The sequence below is a fragment of the Isoptericola variabilis 225 genome, from assembly GCF_000215105.1.
Taxonomy (GTDB): Bacteria; Actinomycetota; Actinomycetes; order Actinomycetales; family Cellulomonadaceae; genus Isoptericola; species Isoptericola variabilis_A.
Map to the genome: position 1 here is coordinate 869,519 of NC_015588.1, position 17,174 is coordinate 886,692.

General features: G+C 76.6%; 12 protein-coding genes. 8 read left to right on the forward strand and 4 right to left on the reverse strand.

Annotated features, from left to right (window positions below; translation table 11 throughout):
• Positions 1–152 precede the first annotated feature (152 nt).
• From ISOVA_RS04050 to ISOVA_RS04065, 4 genes are all read left to right on the forward strand, one after another.
• Positions 153–635, forward strand: a complete 483-nt coding sequence (locus tag ISOVA_RS04050) for a VOC family protein (RefSeq protein WP_013837984.1) — start codon at positions 153–155, stop codon at positions 633–635.
• Positions 636–699: 64 nt separating this feature from the next.
• Positions 700–1,512 (forward strand): exodeoxyribonuclease III, encoded by an 813-nt coding sequence (locus ISOVA_RS04055; protein WP_013837985.1) that lies wholly within the window; start codon positions 700–702, stop codon positions 1,510–1,512.
• Positions 1,513–1,693: 181 nt separating this feature from the next.
• Positions 1,694–2,950 (forward strand): Na/Pi symporter, encoded by a 1,257-nt coding sequence (locus tag ISOVA_RS04060; protein ID WP_013837986.1) that lies wholly within the window; start codon positions 1,694–1,696, stop codon positions 2,948–2,950.
• Positions 2,947–3,237, forward strand: coding sequence for a hypothetical protein (locus ISOVA_RS04065; protein ID WP_013837987.1), 291 nt, complete (start codon positions 2,947–2,949; stop codon positions 3,235–3,237). The genes ISOVA_RS04060 and ISOVA_RS04065 overlap by 4 nt, the downstream gene beginning before the upstream one ends.
• A 30-nt stretch (positions 3,238–3,267) precedes the next feature.
• On the opposite strand, the gene galK is transcribed toward ISOVA_RS04065, so the two are convergent.
• Genes galK through ISOVA_RS04085 form a run of 4 tightly spaced genes read right to left on the reverse strand, consistent with a single transcriptional unit; the run spans position 3,268 to position 7,547 of the window.
• Positions 3,268–4,503, reverse strand: a complete 1,236-nt coding sequence (galK, locus tag ISOVA_RS04070) for a galactokinase (RefSeq protein ID WP_041294770.1) — start codon at positions 4,501–4,503, stop codon at positions 3,268–3,270.
• Between the two features lie 60 nt (positions 4,504–4,563).
• On the reverse strand, positions 4,564–5,709 hold the full coding sequence (locus tag ISOVA_RS04075; protein WP_013837989.1) for a P-loop NTPase: 1,146 nt from the start codon (positions 5,707–5,709) through the stop codon (positions 4,564–4,566).
• Positions 5,710–5,764: 55 nt separating this feature from the next.
• Positions 5,765–6,280, reverse strand: coding sequence for a DUF1003 domain-containing protein (locus ISOVA_RS04080; protein WP_013837990.1), 516 nt, complete (start codon positions 6,278–6,280; stop codon positions 5,765–5,767).
• Positions 6,273–7,547 (reverse strand): magnesium transporter MgtE N-terminal domain-containing protein, encoded by a 1,275-nt coding sequence (locus ISOVA_RS04085; protein ID WP_013837991.1) that lies wholly within the window; start codon positions 7,545–7,547, stop codon positions 6,273–6,275. Before ISOVA_RS04085 ends, ISOVA_RS04080 begins: the two co-directional genes overlap by 8 nt.
• 70 nt (positions 7,548–7,617) lie before the next feature.
• Between ISOVA_RS04085 and ISOVA_RS15335 the strand changes: the two genes are divergently transcribed.
• From ISOVA_RS15335 to recD, 4 genes are all read left to right on the forward strand, one after another.
• Positions 7,618–8,379, forward strand: coding sequence for a YflT domain-containing protein (locus ISOVA_RS15335; protein ID WP_013837992.1), 762 nt, complete (start codon positions 7,618–7,620; stop codon positions 8,377–8,379).
• A gap of 85 nt (positions 8,380–8,464) precedes the next feature.
• Complete coding sequence (gene recC, locus ISOVA_RS15340; protein WP_013837993.1) at positions 8,465–11,878, forward strand: exodeoxyribonuclease V subunit gamma; 3,414 nt, start codon at positions 8,465–8,467, stop codon at positions 11,876–11,878.
• Positions 11,875–15,240, forward strand: a complete 3,366-nt coding sequence (locus ISOVA_RS04100; protein WP_013837994.1) for a UvrD-helicase domain-containing protein — start codon at positions 11,875–11,877, stop codon at positions 15,238–15,240. Before recC ends, ISOVA_RS04100 begins: the two co-directional genes overlap by 4 nt.
• A complete protein-coding gene (recD, locus tag ISOVA_RS04105) occupies positions 15,237–17,171 on the forward strand; it encodes an exodeoxyribonuclease V subunit alpha (protein WP_013837995.1) in 1,935 nt (644 codons plus the stop codon). The genes ISOVA_RS04100 and recD overlap by 4 nt, the downstream gene beginning before the upstream one ends.
• The last annotated feature ends 3 nt before the right edge of the window (positions 17,172–17,174 follow it).

A 17,174-nucleotide genomic window follows, 5' to 3' on the forward strand; every position in this document is an offset into this window, starting at 1 on the left:
CGCGCGCACCCTCCCCGTGCGCTACCTCGCGGGCCGGGGCGCTACCTCGGCAGATGGTGCGCTCCCTCGCGGGCGGGAGCGATGAGTCCCGGCGGGCGCCGGCGTCGTACCTCCAGAGCCCTCGACCGGCGAGGGCGCCGAAGGAGGCAGTCATGGTGTCCGTACGCACCCACCTGTGGTTCGGCAACGACCGGGCGCACGAGGCGGCCGAGTTCTACGCGAAGCACATCCCGGGCTCGTCGGTCGGGCGGATCATCACGGCGCCGGAGGGCATCCCGGACGTCGCGCCGGGCGCCCCGTTCATCGTCGAGTTCACCGTCGCCGGCCTGCCCGTGATCGGCCTCAACGCCGGCCCCAACTTCCAGCTGGACGAGGCGTTCTCGTTCTACCTCGACGTCGAGACGCAGGACGAGGTGGACCACTTCTGGGAGGTCCTCACGTCCGACGGCGGCGAGCCCGGCCCGTGCGGCTGGTGCAAGGACAAGTTCGGCGTCAGCTGGCAGGTCATCCCGAAGCGGCTCGAGGAGCTGTGCGGCGACTACACGACCGAGGCGAACATGCGCGCGACGCAGGCGATGCTGCAGATGGGCAAGATCGACATCGCCGCCCTGGAGGCCGCGTACCGCGGTGAGTGAGGCTCGCCACGCACGGCGGTGACCCGGCACCCCGGCGTCGTCGGGGTGTGGTGGGATAGCCCGCGTGCTGACCGTCGCCACCGCCAACGTCAACGGGATCCGCGCGGCCTTCCGCCGTGGCATGGAGGCCTGGATCGCCGCCCGCACGCCCGACGTCCTGCTGCTGCAGGAGTGCCGCGCGCCCGACGACCTCGTGCGCGAGCACCTCGACGGCTGGCACGTCGTGCACCAGGCGTGCGAGCTCAAGGGCCGCGCGGGGGTCGCGATCGCGTCGCGGCTGCCGCTGCGCGCGGTGCGCGTCGGCCTCGGCGGCTACGGCCCGGCGGACGTCCCCGAGCCGCCGGGCGACACCGGCCGGTGGATCGAGGCCGACGTCGAGCTGCCCGACGGCGACCTGCTCACCGTCGTCTCGACGTACATCCACTCCGGGACCGCGGGCACGCCGAGCATGGACGCCAAGTACGCCTACCTCGACAAGGTCACGGCCCGCATGACCGAGCTCGCCGCGGCCGAGCACCCGGCGCTCGTCGCGGGCGACGTCAACATCGCGCACCGCACCGTCGACATCGCGAACTGGAAGGGCAACCTCAAGAACGCGGGCTTCCTGCCCGAGGAGCGCGCCTACGTCGACCGCTGGCTCGACGAGCTGGCCTGGACCGATCTCGGGCGGGCGCACGGGGGAGAGGGCCCGGGCCCGTACACGTGGTGGTCGTGGCGCGGCCAGTCGTACACCAACGACCGCGGCTGGCGGATCGACTACCAGCTCGCCAACCCGGTGCTCGCGCCGCGCGCGGTCAAGGTCGAGGTCGACCGCGCCCCGACGTACGAGGCGCGCTGGAGCGACCACGCGCCCGTGGTGGCCACGTACGACCTCTGACACGCCGCCGTCGCCGGCCGTCCGCAGGCCGAGGTGAACGTGTGATGCACACAGCCGGGCCTGTTCACCTTCTCGTGACCTTCGGTCCGGCGCCGCTTCACCCGCCGCTGCTCTACTCGCCGTCGTACGAGGAGCGCACGGGGCGCCGACCGGGTGCCCACCCTCACGACGGGAGCACCCGATGACCGACGTCATCACGCGGACGTCCGCGGAGCCGGCCACCACCCCCGCCCCGGCAGGCACGTCCGGGCAGACGCCCACGGCACCCCGGCTGGTCAGCCCGTTCGAGCGTCTGGGCCTGCGCGGCCGGGCGCTGCGGACGGCCAACCGGCTGGGCGTCGTCGCCGGCGTCTACCTCCTCATCACGGCCGTCAACCTCATCGGCTCGGGCTTCAAGACGGCGACGGGCGACTCGGCCGAGAGCCTCTTCGCGTTCGCGTCGAACCCGTTCGTCGCGCTCATGGTGGGCATCCTGTTCACCGCCGCGGCCCAGTCGTCGTCGACGACGACGTCGGTCACCGTGGGCCTCGTCGCCGGCGGCCTGCCGATCGAGATCGCGATCCCGATGCTGCTCGGCGCCAACGTCGGCACGACGCTCACCAACACCCTCGTGAGCCTGGGCGCGGCCCGCGACCGCGTCGCCTTCCGCCGCGCGTTCTCGGCCGCGACGGTCCACGACTTCTTCAACCTCATCGCGGTCGCGATCTTCCTGCCGCTCGAGCTCGGGTTCGACGTGCTCGAGCGCAGCTCGGCGTGGGTCGCGGACCAGACGTCAGGCTCCGACGGCGGTCTCTTCGCGGCCGTCTTCGGCGGCCTCGGCGGCGTGATCTCCGCCGGCACCAAGCCGCTGTCCGACGCCGTCAAGCACGGGACGGAGCTCATCCCCGGCGCCTGGCACGGCATCGTCATGATCGCGCTCGGCGTGGCGCTCATCCTCGCCGTCATCAGCTTCCTCGGGACGCTCCTCAAGGTGCTCATGGTCGGCAGGGCGGCGACCGTCCTGCACGCCGCCATCGGCCGCGGCCCGGTCTCGGGCGTCGCGAGCGGCGCGGCCGTGACCGTCATGGTCCAGTCGTCCTCGACCACGACGAGCCTCATGATCCCGCTCGCGAGCTCGGGCGCCTTCTCGCTGCGCGAGATCTACCCCTTCACGGTCGGGGCCAACATCGGCACGACGATCACGGCCCTCATCGCGGCGTTCGCCTTCACGGGCGCGGAGGCCGAGGTGGCGCTCCAGGCGGCCTACGTGCACCTGCTCTTCAACGTCTACGCCGCACTGGTGATCTTCTGCCTGCCCGGGATCCGCGAGCTGCCGCTGCGCGCCGCGACGTGGCTCGGCACCGTGGCGAGCATCAACAAGCTCTGGGCCGCCGCCTGGGTGCTCGGCGTGTTCGTCCTCGTGCCGGCCGCGCTCATCGGTGCGACCGTGGTGTGGTGACGACCGACCGACCGGGCGAGGACGCCGTCCCCTCCGTCGAGGAGCAGCTCGAGCAGATCCTGCGCGAGGCCGAGGCCCGCGTCGCCGAGCTGCGCCGTCGCCTCGAGGAGCACCGCCGCGAGGCGGCCCAGCACGCCGAGGTCGACCGGCTGTCCGAGCACCTCGCCGCCGCGACCGTGCGGTGGAGCGAGGTGCGCGGCTTCTTCGACGAGGTGATCACCGAGCTGCGCGCGCCCGACGCCGCGGCGCCCGAGCCGACGTCGGACCCGGACGCCCGCGAGCACTGACACCCGCGCCGGCCGTCCGTGGAGGCGGAGCTACGCGGCGGGGGCCGACGGCGGGGCGAGGAGGAAGCCGGGCGCCCGCAGCCCGGCGTCGTCGAACGCCTGCTGCACGGCCGCGACGACGGCGTCCACGTCCCCGGCGCGCACGAGGGCGATCGCCGACCCGCCGAAGCCGCCGCCCGTCATGCGCGCGCCGAGCGCACCGGCCGACGTCGCGGCCTCGACGACGAGGTCGAGCTCGCGCGCCGACACCTCGTAGTCGACCCGCAGCGACGTGTGCGACGCGAGCATGAGCGGGCCGACCTCGTCGACCTTGCCCGCGCGCACGAGCTCCGCGAACTCGGCCGTGCGCGCGATCTCCGTCACGACGTGCTGCACGCGACGGCGCAGCACGCCGTCCGGGTCGTGCTCGGCCAGCGCGTCGAGCGCCTCGGGCAGGCCCTCGGCCGGGACGTCGCGCAGCGAGTCGAGGCCCAGGAGGGCGGCGGCCTTCTCGCACGCCGCACGCCGGGCGGCGTACTGGCCGTCGACGAGCGCGTGCTCGGCGCGCGTGTCCACGACGAGCAGCGCGAGGCCGGCGGCCTCGAGGTCGAACGGCACCCGGGTGGCCGACTCGAGCGGCGACAGGCCCGGCCGGCAGTCGAGCAGCAGCGCGTGGCCCTCGGTGCAGCGCAGCGACGCCGCCTGGTCCATGCCGCCGGTCGGGGCGCCCGCGATCTCGTTCTCGGCGCGCACGCACGCGGCGGCGAGCTCGGCGCGCCCCGCGTCGTCGTCGGCCAGTCCCAGGCCCGCGACGTCGTCGAGCGCCACGGCGACCGCGCACTCGAGCGCGGCCGACGACGACAGGCCCGCGCCGAACGGCACGCACGAGTCCACGACGGCGTCGAAGCCGGGCACCTGGTGCCCCGCCCGGCGCAGGGCCCACGCGACGCCCGCGACGTACGCGCCCCAGCCGCTCACCGCGCCGGGCGCGACCTCGGACAGGCGCGCGGTCCATGTCTCGCCCGGCGCCTGCGCGGACGCGAGCCGCACGACGTCGTCGTCGCGCCGGCGCAGCGCGACGTACGTGCGGTGCGGCAGGGCGATCGGCAGGGCGAGGCCCCCGTTGTAGTCGGTGTGCTCCCCGATGAGGTTGACCCGGCCCGGCGCCGACCACACGCCGTCGGGCGCACCGTCGTCGGAGGCGCCGAACGCGTCGGCGAACAGGGCGCGCACGCGGCGTGCGCCCTCGTCGGCGGGCCAGGACTCGAGCCAGTCAGGGGACGTCATGGCGGACAGTATCCCGTGCACCGGCCGGTGCCCGCGGACGTCTGCCCGCACTGAGACGCCTCAGCGCGAGACCGGCTGGATCCCCAGCTGCATGCCCGCGAGCCCGCGGGACCGGGACGCGAGGGAGCGCGCGACGTCGCGCAGGACGCGCGCACCGGCCGACTCGGGGTCGGCCAGGACGACGGGCGTGCCGTCGTCGCCGGCCTGCCGGACCGCGACGTCGAGCGGCACCTGGCCGAGCAGCGGGACGTCGGTCCCGACGGCGGCCGAGAGCCGCTCGGCGACCCGGCGCCCCCCGCCCGAGCCGAACACCTCGAGCCGCGTGCCGTCGGGCTGCTCGAGCCACGACATGTTCTCGACGACGCCGACGACGCGCTGCGAGGTCTGCGTGACGACCGACCCGGCACGCTCGGCGACCTCCGCGGCCGCGGCCTGCGGCGTCGTGACGACCACGATCTCGCTGCCCGGCAGGAGCTGCGCCACCGAGATCGCGATGTCGCCGGTCCCGGGCGGCAGGTCGAGCAGGAGCACGTCGAGGTCACCCCAGAAGACGTCGGCGAGGAACTGCTCGAGCGCGCGGTGCAGCATCGGGCCGCGCCACACGACGGGCTGGCCCTGCGGCACGAACATGCCGATCGAGACCACCTTGACGCCGTGCTCGATCGGCGGCAGGAGCATCGAGTCCACGCGCGTGGGCTGGCGGTCGACTCCGAGCATGCGCGGGATCGAGAAGCCGTAGATGTCGGCGTCGACCACGCCCACCGACAGCCCGTCGGCGGCCATCGCGGCCGCGAGGTTCGCCGTGACCGACGACTTGCCGACGCCGCCCTTGCCCGACGCGATCGCGTACACCTTGGTCAGCGAGCCGGGCTGCGCGAACGGGATGACCGGGTCGCCCGTGCCGCCGCGCAGCCGCGAGCGCAGCGCCTGACGCTGCTCGGGCGTCATCACGCCGAGGTCGACGTCGACGCCGGTCACGCCGTCGAGCGCGCCGACCGCGGCGCTCACGTCGCGCACCAGCGTGCCCTTCATGGGGCACCCCGCGACCGTGAGGTCGACGCCCACCGTGACCCGTCCGCCGTCGTGCACGTCGACCGAGCGCACCATGCCCAGGTCGGTGATCGGACGCCGGATCTCGGGGTCGACGACGGAGGCGAGCGCCGCGCGGACGCGCGCGGCGAGGTCGGGCGAGCCGGTGGTCGTCATGCCTCGATCCTACGGACCGCGGCGGGCGGCCCCGGACCGCGCGGGGGCGGGCGCCTCAGCGCGGGCGGTCGCGCTCGCCGTCGGCCGGGGCGCCCCGCTCACGCTCGGTGATCTCCTCGAGCAGGTTGCGGATCTCGGAGCGCACGAAGTCGCGCGTCGCGACCTCGCCCAGCGCGATGCGCAGCGACGCCATCTCGCGGGCCAGGTACTCGGTGTCGGCGAGGTTCCGCTCGGCGCGCTGGCGGTCCTGCTCGGCGGTGACGCGGTCGCGGTCGTCCTGACGGTTCTGCGCGAGCAGGATGAGCGGCGCGGCGTACGAGGCCTGGAGCGACAGCATGAGGGTCAGCGCGGTGAACCCGTTCGCCGCGGAGTCGAAGCGCAGCGGCTCGGGCCCCCAGGAGTTCCAGGCGAGCCACACGGCGCAGAACACCGTGAGGTAGACCAGGAACCGCGCGGTGCCCAGGAACCGCGCGATCGCCTCGGCCGCCTTGCCCGCCGCGTCCTTCTCGACCCGGGGGCGGGGGATGAGGGAGCGGCGGATCTCCTTCGGCTGGTCGAGCGGGTCAGCCACGCGGCACCTCCTCGAGCTGCTCGTCGTCGTGCTGCTCGCGCCAGTCGTCGGGGAGGATGTGGTCGAGCACGTCGTCGACCGAGACCGCGCCGAGCAGGCGCTTCTGCGAGTCGAGCACCGGCAGGGCGAGCAGGTCGTAGGCCGCGAGCAGGCGCGTCACCCGGCCGATCGGCGCCTCCGGGGTGAGCCACTCGGTGTCGTCGTCGAGCACCGAGCCGATCGCGGCGTGCGGGGGCTCGCGCAGCAGCCGCTGGAAGTGCGCGACGCCGAGGAACCGGCCGGTCGGCGTCTCGAGCGGCGGGCGCACGACGAACACCATTGAGGCGAGCGCGGGCGGCAGGTCCTGGCGGCGGATGTGCGCGAGCGCGGTCGCGATCGGCGTCTCCGGACCGAGGATCACCGGCTCGGTCGTCATGAGACCACCCGCGGTGTCCTCGGCGTAGGCCAGCAGCCGACGGACGTCCTCGGCCTCCTCGGGCTCCATGAGCTCGAGCAGCCGGGCGGCCTGCTCGTCGGGCAGCTCGTGCAGGAGGTCGGCCGCGTCGTCGGGCTGCATGGCCTCGAGGACGTCGGCCGCACGGTCCGAGTCGAGCGCGGACAGGATGGCGACCTGGTCGTCCTCGGGCAGCTCCCCGAGCACGTCCGCGAGCCGCTCGTCGTCGAGCGCGGCCGCGACCTCGAGCCGGCGCACGTCGCCGAGCTCGTGCAGCGCGTCCGCGAGGTCGGCGGGGCGCAGGTCCTCGTACGCCTCGAGCAGCCGGGCCGCGCCCTGCTCCTCGGCCGACGTCGCGAGCCCGGTGACGGCGTCGACCGGCACGACGAGCGTCTCGCCGCGCCGTCGCAGGCCGATGCCGCGCTGGCCATGCCTGCGGCGCACGAACAGCTGGTCGACGAGCCAGTCGCCCGTGCGCTGGCGGGAGATCGACAGGTCCTCGATGGTCGCCTCGCCCGAGCCGTCCTTGAACCGCACGGTCCGGTCGAGCAGCTCACCGAGCACGAGGGACTCCATGGCGCGCTTCTCGAACCGGCGGATGTTCACCAGGCCCGTCGTGATCACCTGACCGCTGTCGATGCTCGTGACGCGCGTCAGGGGCAGGAAGATGCGGCGCCGGCCCGGGACCTCGACCACGAGACCGACCGCGCGGGGCGGGCCCTTGGCCCGGACCAGCACCACGACGTCGCGCACGCGGCCCACCTGGTCGCCGATCGGGTCGAAGACCGGCGTCCCCGCGAGCCGCGCGACGAAAACTCGGGTCGTTGCGCTCACGCTGGTCAGCCTACGCGGCGGACCGCGAGCCGGTGTGGTGGCAGGGCCCGGCGTACGACAGACTGGGGCGATGACGTTCAGCCGGTCCAGCGCTCCGCGCGTCCCCACGCCCCCGCGCGGCGACGAGGTCGCCGCGTACGACACCTACCTCGAGGCCCAGCAGGCCGTGGACTTCCTCTCCGACGAGAAGTTCCCCGTCCAGCACGTGACGATCGTGGGCACCGACCTGCGCATGGTCGAGCGCGTCACCGGTCGGCTCACGTACGGGCGCGTGGCGCTCGCGGGCGCGCTGTCGGGCGCGTGGTTCGGCTTCTTCGTTGGCTTGCTGCTCACCTTCTTCGGCGGCCCCGAGGCGGGCGGTGTGATCTTCGCGGCGATCGCGCTCGGCGCCGGCTTCGGCCTGCTGTTCTCGGTGCTGTCCTACGCGTTCACCGGCGGAAGCCGCGACTTCACGTCCCAGTCGCAGATCGTCGCGTCGACGTACGCGATCCTGTGCGCGACCGAGCATGCCGGCGAGGCCCGCTCGCTGCTCCTGAAGTCTCCCGGCGGCCTGGGCAAGGCCCGCCAGACGACGACGCCGGCCGCGCCGGTGCGCACGGGACCCGACCCGCGGTGGACGACGCCCACCGGCGAGCCGCGCTACGGCGCGATGCGACCGGCGTCGGGCACGCCCGCGACGCCGCGGCCGGCGACGCCGGAGCAGGCTTCGGGGCAGACGCCGGAGCAGCGGCCCGAGCAGCCCGACGACGCGTCCCCGGAGCAGCCCGCGCCGCCCGCGCGCCCGTCGTCGGACCCGTACGCACCGCCGTCGGAGGACGACCGCCGGTCCTGACCACGGCTGTCGGTCCCGCCTCGCTGTCGGTGCCACCTCGTAGGGTGGCGCCGGCGGACTCGAGGACCGACGGGGAGGTGGGCGCGTGCTGCACGTGCACCGTTCCGAGCGCGCGGACGCGCTCGTGGCGCCGCTCGCCGCCGTGCTCGCGCCCCCGCCGTCCGACCCGTTCACGCCCGACGTCGTCGCGGTGCCCACGCGCGGGGTCGAGCGGTGGCTCGCGCAGCGCCTGGCCCACCACCTCGGCACGGGGCCCGACGGCGAGGCCGGCGTCTGCGCCAACGTCGAGTTCGCCTCGCCCGCCCGGCTCGTCGCCGACGTCGTCGCGCGCCTCGGCGGGCACGACGCCGAGTCCGACCCCTGGCAGGCCGAGCGGTTGACCTGGACGGTCCTCGAGGTGCTCGACGACGCGGTCGGCGAGGCCTGGGCCGCGCCGCTCGCGCGGTACCTCGGCGCGGACGACGTGGCCGAGGGCACCGCGGGCGACGCCCGCCGCGGGCGCCGGCTGGGCGTCGCGCGCCGCCTCGCCCGCCTGTTCACCTCGTACGCCGCGCAGCGGCCCGACATGGTCGCCGCGTGGGCGGGGGAGTCCGCCGCGGGGACGCCCGACGTGCCGACCGACGTGCCGACCGACGTGCCGACCGACCTCGCATGGCAGGTCGAGCTCTGGCGGCGCGTGCGCGAGCGCGTCGGCGAGCCGGGCCCCGCCGAGCGGCTCGCGGGCGTCGTGCGCGCCGTCGTGGAGCGGCCGGACGAGGTGGACCTTCCCGAGCGGGTCTCGGTGTTCGGGCCCACGCGCCTGCCCGAGGATCAGCTGCGGGTGCTGCACGCGCTCGGCGCGCACCGCGACGTCCACCTGTGGCTGCCGCACCCCTCGCCCGCGCTGTGGGACCGCGTCGCGGCGGCGGGGCCGGCGGCCGCCCGGCGGCGCGAGCAGGTCGTGCATGCGCGTCACCCGGTGCTCGCCTCGATGGCGCGCGACGCGACCGAGCTGCAGGTGCGGCTCGCGCGCCTCGCCGTCGGCGGCGAGGCGCACGCGCACGCGCACCACCCGGCGCCCGAGCCGCCGTCGACCCTGCTCGGCGAGCTCCAGCGCCGGCTGCGTGCCGACGACGCCGCGAGCCCGCCGGCCGAGCTCGACCCGGCGGACCGGTCGGTCGAGGTGCACGCGTGCCACGGCCTGGCCCGCCAGGTCGAGGTGCTGCGCGACGTGCTCGCCGGGCTGCTCGCCGACGACCCGACGCTCGAGCCGCGCGACGTCGTCGTCATGTGCCCCGACGTCGAGGCGGTCGCCCCGCTCGTCGCCGCGACGTTCGGGCTCGCCGACGGCGACGGCGACGCGGCCGGCGCCGCGCACCCGGGACAGGCGCTGCGCGTGCGCGTCGCGGACCGCTCCCCGCGCCAGGTCAACCCCGTGCTCATGCTGCTCGCGACGCTGCTCGACCTCGCCGACGGCCGCGTGACCGCCTCGGAGGTGCTCGACCTCGCGGCCTCCGAACCGGTGCGGCGGCGCTTCCGGCTGTCCGACGACGACCTCGCCCGGGTCCGCGACTGGGCGGTCGAGGCCGGCGTGCATTGGGGCGAGGACGCGTCGCGCCGCGCCCGGTTCGGGCTGCCCGCCGTCCGGCAGGGCACGTGGGACACGGCGCTCGACCGCATCCTGCTCGGCGCCGCGATGGCCGAGGAGGACCACCGCTACGTCTCCTCGGCGCTGCCGCTCGACGACGTGGACAGCACCGACGTCGACCTCGCGGGCCGCCTCGCCGAGCTGCTGGACCGGCTCCGCACCGTGCTCGCCGACCTCGACGGCGCCCGCCCCCGCGACGCGTGGCTCGACGCGCTCGACCGCGCGATCACGCTGCTCGCCGACGCCGCGCCCACCGAGGAGTGGCAGCTGTCGCAGGCGCGGCGCGTGCTCGCCGACGTGCGCGTCGCGGCGGCCGGGCACGACGGCGTCCTGCTGCGGCTGCCCGACGTGCGGGCGCTGCTGGCCGACCGGCTCCAGGGCCGTCCGACGCGCGCCGGGTTCCGCACCGGCGCGCTCACGGTCTGCTCGCTCGAGCCCATGCGGGCGGTCCCGCACCGCGTCGTGTGCCTGCTCGGGCTCGACGACGGCGCGTTCCCGCGCGGGGGTGCCGAGGACGGCGACGACGTCCTGCTGCGCGACCCGTGCGTGGGCGAGCGGGACCGGCGCAGCGAGGACCGCCAGCTGTTCCTCGACGCCGTCTCCGCCGCGTCCGAGCGGCTCGTCGTGCTGTACAGCGGGGCGGACGAGCGCACGGGCGCGCCCCGTCCGCCCGCGGTGCCGGTGGGGGAGCTGCTGGACGCGCTCGACGCCGCGGCGCGCCGGCGTGACGGGCGGCCCGCGCGCGAGCACGTCCTGGTCCGGCACCCGCTGCAGCCCGTGGACGAGCGCAACTTCGCCGCGGGCGCGCTCGGCCGGCCCGGTCCGTTCAGCTTCGACGCGCACGCGTTCGCGGCCGCCGTGGCGGGCCGCGGCGAGCGCGTCGACCGGGTGCCCTTCCTGCGCGAGCCGCTGCCGCCCGCCGAGCCCGAGGGACCAGGCGCCCAGGTGGACCTCGACGACCTGGTCGCGGCGCTCGAGCACCCGGTCCGGTGGTTCCTGCGGCGCCGCCTGCAGGTGTCGCTCGCGGGCGAGGCGGACGACGTCGACGACCGCCTGCCGCTCGAGCTCGAGCCCCTGGGCCAGTGGCCGCTCGGGGAGCGGCTGCTCGGCGCGCTGCTCGACGGCGTCGAGCCGAACCGCGCGCTCAACGTCGAGTGGCGGCGCGGGGAGGTGCCGCCCAAGGAGCTGGGCCGCGCCACGCTGCTCGCGGTCCAGGAGAAGGTGCTGCCCGTGGCGCAGGCCGCGCACCGGTACGCGGGCGAGCCGGCGTCGGGCGTCGACGTCACGGCCGAGCTGCCGGGCGGCGCCGTGGTGACCGGGACGGTCCCCGGCGTGCGCGGCGACGTCGTGCTGCGCTCGACGTTCTCCAAGCTCGGGCCCAAGCACCGCCTGCGCGCGTGGGTCCAGCTGCTCGCGCTCGTCGCCGCGCGCCCCGAGACGCCGTGGCGCGCGGTGACGATCGGGCGGGCGCCCGTGCGCGCGCCGCGCGCCGCCGTCTCGACCCTGCGCACGCCGACCCGTGCGGAGGCGCTGCGGCACCTCGGCGAGCTCGTCGCCCTGCGGGACGCCGCCGCGCGCGAGCCGCTGCCGCTGCCGGTCGCGTGCGCGTGCGCCTACGCGACGAGCCGCGACGGCGGTGCGGAGGAGGTGCAGGCGCTCGAGGCCGCGTCGCTCGAGTGGTCGCAGGGCTTCGAGCGCACCGACGACCACCACGTCCTGTGCTGGGGCGCCGGCGCGACGCTGCGCGAGGTCGCGGGCGTCCCCTCGGCCGCCGAGCGGGCGTGGTGGCCCGAGGAGCGCACGCGGCTCGGGGTGCTCGCGCGGCGCGTGTGGCAGCCGCTGCTCGCGCACGAGGAGACGGTGACGCTGTGAGCGAGACGCTGGACCTCACCCCGCTGGCCCCCGCGGTGTTCGACGTGTGCGGCGAGCTGCCGACCGGCACGACGGTGCTCGAGGCGAGCGCGGGCACGGGCAAGACCTTCACGATCGCGGCCCTCGCGACGCGGTACGTGGCCGAGGGCGTCGCCGAGCTGCCGGAGCTGCTCCTCGTGACGTTCGGCCGGGCCGCGACGTCGGAGCTGCGCGACCGGGTGCGCGACCGGCTCGTGCGCACGGAGCGCGCGCTGCGGTCGCCGGACGCCCGGGAGTCGGCCGACGCCGTCGTGCGGCACCTGGCCGACTGCGACGACGCCGAGCTGGCCCTGCGGCGTGAGCGGCTCACGCGCGCTCTGTCCCAGTTCGACGCCGCGACGATCGCGACGACGCACGGCTTCTGCCAGCAGATGCTCACGACGCTCGGCACGGCCGCCGACGTCGACCCGGACGCGAGGTTCGTCCCCGACCTCACCGACCTCGTCGACGAGGTCGTGGACGACCTGTACCTGCAGCGCTACGCCGACCAGGCCGAGCCCGTGCTGCGGCCGTCCGACGCCCGGCGCGTCGCCGCCGAGGCCATGTCGGACCCCCAGGCGCGGCTCGAGCCCGCGACGGCCGACCCGGGGTCGCCCGCGGGCCACCGCTACGCGTTCGCGCGCGACGTCGTCGACGAGGTCGACCGGCGCAAGCGCGAGCGCCGCCTGCTCGACTTCGACGACCTGCAGACGCGGCTGCGCGACGCCCTCGCCGACCCGGCCGGCGGCCCGGCCGCGGCCGCGCGCGTCCGGGCCCGGTACGCCGTCGTGCTCGTCGACGAGTTCCAGGACACCGACCCGGTGCAGTGGGAGATCCTGCGCACCGCCTTCCACGGCCACCGCACGCTCGTGCTCATCGGCGACCCGAAGCAGGCCATCTACGCGTTCCGCGGCGGCGACGTCGTGACCTACCTCGCCGCGCGCGCCGACGCCACGACGACCGCCACGCTGGGCCGCAGCTGGCGCAGCGACGCCCCCCTCCTGCGTGGGCTCGAGACCGTGCTGCGGGGCGCGGCGCTCGGCGACGAGCGGATCGTCGTGCGCCCGCTCCAGGCGCAGCACATGGGCCGGCGGCTCGACGGCGGCGCGCCCGTGCGGATCCGGCACGTCACGCGCGAGCCGCTCGGCGTGCGGGGCACGCGCAACGCGGCGATCGGCGCGGTCCGCGAGCTCGTCTACGCCGACGTCGCCGCCGACGTCGTGCGGCAGCTGCGCTCGACGCGGCTGCGCGACGGCGAGGCGTGGCGGCCTCTGCAGCCGGGCGACGTCGCGGTCCTCGCGCGCCGCAACGCGGACGCCGCGGCGGTCCGCGACGCGCTCGTGGCGGCCGGGGTGCCGGCCGTCGTGTCGGGGCTGTCGAGCGTGTTCGGCACGCCCGCCGCCCAGGACTGGCTCACGCTCCTCGGCGCGCTCGAGCAGCCCGGCCACCACGGGCGGGCGGCCGCGCTCGCACTCACGCCGTTCGTCGGGTGGGACGCGGCCCGGCTCGCCACCGCCACCGACGCGGAGCGCGACGAGCTCTCCGACACCGTGCGCGCCTGGGCGCGCGCGCTCGCCGACAAGGGCGTGGCGGCGCTCCTCGAGGCCGTCGCGGCGGGCGGCGTCGCCGAGCGGCTGCTGCGCACCGCCGCGGGCGAGCGCACGCTCACGGACGTGCGGCACGTCGGCCAGGCCCTCCACCTCGCGGCGGTCGAGGGCAGGCTCGGCCCCGCCGCCCTCACGGACTGGCTGCGGCGGCGGATCGCCGAGGCCGGCGAGGACTACGCCGAGGAGCGCAGCCGCCGCCTCGAGACCGACGCGGCCGCGGTGCAGGTCGTGACCGTCCACGCGAGCAAGGGGCTCGAGTTCCCCGTGGTGTACGTGCCGTTCGCGTGGGACCGCTACGAGGACAGCCGCCGCCCGCCCGTCGCGCTGCGGTTCCACGACGACCTGGGCGCGCGCATCCTGCACGTCGGCGGCCAGGACGACGTGCACCACAAGGCCGCGCTCGAGCGGCACCTCGCGGAGGACCGCGGCGAGGACCTGCGCCTGCTCTACGTCGCGCTCACGCGGGCCGCGAACCAGGTCGTGACGTGGTGGGCGCCGTCGAACAACTCCGGCCGGGGCGCGCTGAGCCGTGTGCTGCTCGGGGACCACGCCCCGGGCATGCAGCCGCCCGGGCACGTGCCGCAGCCCACCGACGAGGCCGTGGCGCAGCGGCTCGCGGCGCTCGCGGCGGCGTCGGACGGGACGGTCGCCGTCGAGACGGTCACGGCCCGCCCAGAGCCGGTGCGGTGGACGGCGCCGGCCGAGTCGCGCCCCGACCTGGGCGTGGCGCGGTTCGACCGACGGCTCGACCTCGCGTGGCGGCGCACGTCGTACAGCGGCCTCACCGCCGCGGCGCACGAGCACCCCGGGGTCGCGAGCGAGCCCGAGGAGCCGGGCGTGCAGGACGAGGTCGACGTCGCGCTGCGCGGCGCGGCCCGCGCCGACCACCCGGCGCGCGCCGTCGTGTCGCCCCTGGCCGACATGCCCGCCGGCGCGGCGTTCGGCACGCTCGTGCACGAGGTGCTCGAGCACGTCGACACCACCGCGCCCGACCTGCGGGCCGAGATCGCCCGGCGCTGCGCCGAGGCGGGCGCCGCACGCATGCCCGGCGTGGACGACGACGAGCTCGCGGCCGCGCTCGAGGTGGTGCTGGACTCGCCGCTCGGGCCGCTCGCGGGCGGGCGGACGCTGCGCGAGGTGCGCCCAGCCGACCGGCTGGCCGAGCTCGAGTTCGAGCTGCCCCTTGCGGGCGGGGACACGCCCCGCGGTGCGTCGCGGCTCGATGACGTCGCGGCGCTCCTGCGCCGCCACCTCGCTCCCGACGACCCCTTCGCGCCCTACCCCGACCTGCTGGAAGCTCTCGGGGAGTCCCGGCTGCGCGGGTACCTCACGGGCAGCATCGACGCCGTGCTCCGGGTGCGGTCCGTGGACGTGGGCCCCGACGGCGGCCCGCGCTACCTCGTCGTGGACTACAAGACGAACCGGCTCGGCGTGCCGGACGAGCCGCTCACCGCCTGGCACTACCGCCCCGAGGCCATGGCCGAGGCCATGATGCGCGCGCACTACCCGCTGCAGCTGCTGCTCTACCTCGCCGCGCTGCACCGCTTCCTGCGGTGGCGCCAGCCCGGGTACGACCCCGACGTCCACCTCGCCGGCGGGCTCTACCTGTTCGTGCGCGGCATGTGCGGCCCGAGCACGCCGGTGTTCGACGACGGCCCCGCGGGCGTCATGGCGTGGCGCCCGCCCGCCGGGCTCGTCGCCGCGCTGTCCGCCCTGCTCGACGGGAGGTCGACGTGAGCGCCCCGACCGTGGCCGTCCCGCCCGCGTCGTCCGCGACGACGGCGGGCGACCCGCGCCTCGCCCTGCACGCCGGCCCGCTGCTCGCCGAGCACAACCGCGCCGGCATCGTCTCGGCCGCCGACGTGCACGTGGCCCGGCGCCTCGGCCGGCTCGCCGGAGAGCCCGACGAGCGCGTGCTGCTCGCGGTGGCGCTCGCGGTCCGGGCCGTGCGCTCGGGGTCGGTGTGCGTGGAGCTCGACGACCGCGAGGCGCTCGCCGTGCCCGAGGCCGAGGACGCCGCGCCCGCCGGGGACCTGCGCTGGCCGGAGCCCGCCGAGTGGCGCGCCGCGGTCGAGGCGAGCCCGCTCGTGGCCGTAGGGCCGGACGGACCCGCCGACCGCCCTGCGCGCTGGGTCGACGGCCGCCTCTACCTCGACCGGTACTGGCGCCACGAGATGGTCGTCCGGCGCGAGGTCGACGCGCGACTCGACGGCCTCGCGCCCGACGCCGCCGGCCTCGACGTCGACCGCGCCGCCGCGGCGGTGCGCCGCCTGTTCCCGGCCGCGGGCGACACGCGGCAGCGGCTGGCGGCGGCGACCGCGCTGCTCGCGCGCGTCACGGTGCTCACGGGCGGGCCGGGGACGGGCAAGACGACGACGGTCGCCCGGCTGCTGGCCGTGCTCCAGGACGTGCTGGGTGACGGCGGCCCGCTGCGCGTCGCGCTCGCGGCGCCCACGGGCAAGGCGGCCGCGCGGCTCCAGGAGGCGGTCGCCGAGGCGCTCGACGGGCTCGACGCCGCCGACCGGGAGCGCGTCGGGAGCCCGGCCGCGACGACCATGCACCGGCTGCTCGGCTGGCGGCCCGGATCCTCGACCCGGTTCCGGCACGACGCCGGGCACCACCTGCCGCACGACGTGGTCGTCGTCGACGAGACGTCCATGGTCTCCCTGCCGCTCATGGCGCGGCTGCTCGAGGCGCTGCGCCCCGACGCGCGGCTCGTGCTCGTGGGCGACCCCGACCAGCTCGCCTCGGTCGAGGCCGGCGCGGTGCTCGGCGACCTCGTGGCCCGGCCGCCCGTCGCCGACGCGCTCCCGACGGCGCTCGCGCGCCTCGTGCCGGGCGACGTGCCCGGCGGTGCCGACGGGGACGGCGAGGACCTGCGCCGGCTGCGCAACGGCGTCGTGCGCCTGGTCACGGTGCACCGTCAGCGCCCCGACAGCGCGATCCTGCCGCTGGCGACCGCCGTGCGCGAGGGCGACGCCGACGAGGCGTTGCGGCTCCTGCGCGCCGGCGGCGCGGACGTCGAGTTCGTCGAGGTCGCGGGCGAGCGCCCCGACGAGGACGAGGTCGCCGCCCTGCGTGCGGACGCGGTCGGGTGCGGCGGCGCGCTCGTCGCCGCGGCACGGGCGGGCGACGCCGGGGGTGCGTTGCGCGCGCTCGAGCGCCACCGGCTACTTCTGGCGCACCGACGCGGGCCGGCCGGCGTCGCGCACTGGGACCGTCTCGTCGAGGAGTGGGTCGCCGAGGCGGTCGGCGACGACGGCGGGCACGGCGCCTGGTACGCCGGGCGGCCGCTGCTCGTGACCACGAACGACCGCGACACGGGCCTCTACAACGGGGACACCGGCGTCGTCGTCGCCGACGGCCGCGGCGGTCTCGTGGCCGCGTTCGGCAAGCCCGCGTCGCCGCTGCTCGTGCGGCCGCACCGGCTGCCCGACGTCGAGACCGTGCACGCCATGACCGTGCACCGCGGGCAGGGCAGCCAGTTCGACCGGGTGACGCTCGTCCTGCCGCCCGCGACGTCGCCGCTGCTCACCCGTGAGCTGCTCTACACCGCGGTCACCCGGGCACGCTCGCACGTGCGGATCCTCGGCACCGAGGACGCGGTGCGCGCCGCCGTCGGGCGGCCGGTGCGTCGAGCGAGCGGCCTGCGCCGCCCGCTCGGCTGAGAA

What these genes read in the sequence shown, in the direction of transcription:
- ISOVA_RS04060 (WP_013837986.1), top strand. Translation starts at nt 1,694, where the DNA reads ATGACCGACGTCATCACGCGGACGTCCGCGGAGCCGGCCACCACCCCC.
- ISOVA_RS04075 (WP_013837989.1), bottom strand. Translation starts at nt 5,709, where the DNA reads ATGACGACCACCGGCTCGCCCGACCTCGCCGCGCGCGTCCGCGCGGCG.
- ISOVA_RS15335 (WP_013837992.1), top strand. Translation starts at nt 7,618, where the DNA reads ATGACGTTCAGCCGGTCCAGCGCTCCGCGCGTCCCCACGCCCCCGCGC.
- ISOVA_RS04050 (WP_013837984.1), top strand. Translation starts at nt 153, where the DNA reads ATGGTGTCCGTACGCACCCACCTGTGGTTCGGCAACGACCGGGCGCAC.
- galK (WP_041294770.1), bottom strand. Translation starts at nt 4,503, where the DNA reads ATGACGTCCCCTGACTGGCTCGAGTCCTGGCCCGCCGACGAGGGCGCA.